The organism is Vibrio sp. HI00D65 (genome assembly GCF_001635455.1).
Taxonomy (GTDB): domain Bacteria; phylum Pseudomonadota; class Gammaproteobacteria; order Enterobacterales; family Vibrionaceae; genus Vibrio.
In genome coordinates, this window is the sequence record NZ_LWEH01000121.1 from 1 (window position 1) to 427 (window position 427).

General features: G+C 44.3%; 1 protein-coding gene. It reads right to left on the reverse strand.

Translation table 11 applies throughout. From position 1 onward, the window contains the following. A partial coding sequence (locus A3712_RS10200; RefSeq protein ID WP_157618737.1) for a DUF2861 family protein occupies window positions 1–427 on the reverse strand: 427 nt, incomplete at both ends.

Sequence of the window (427 nt, forward strand, 5' to 3'; positions counted from 1 at the left end):
TTAATGAACATCTCATTAGTCTCGATTTCTTGGTAGTCGACTCCCGAGTTGAACTGACCTTCAATCATCGTAAGGCCATCTGGAGCGATGAGTGTGACTGACTGTGCCTGTTCATCTAGATCAATGCTGCGTGGTTCGGCTGAGATTTTAATCTGATAGCCTTGTGATGAAAGACCGTAGCGTTTGATAAAACTCACTTGGATATTGTGGGCTGTTACATCACTTTGCTTGAGTATTCTTCCACATTGAGTTCTAGTGAGTATTTCTTGTTTTACGGGCAACCAAAACTGACTATCAAGAGTTTCTTGATTGAGCGCGATCTGAAGCTCTTGCCATGCAAGCTGCGGTTGCTCATCAAGTAACGATTGATAGGAGCGCTGTAAAGGTGTCTCTGCAAACCAAGTCGCATGACTCGCAAACGGTAACG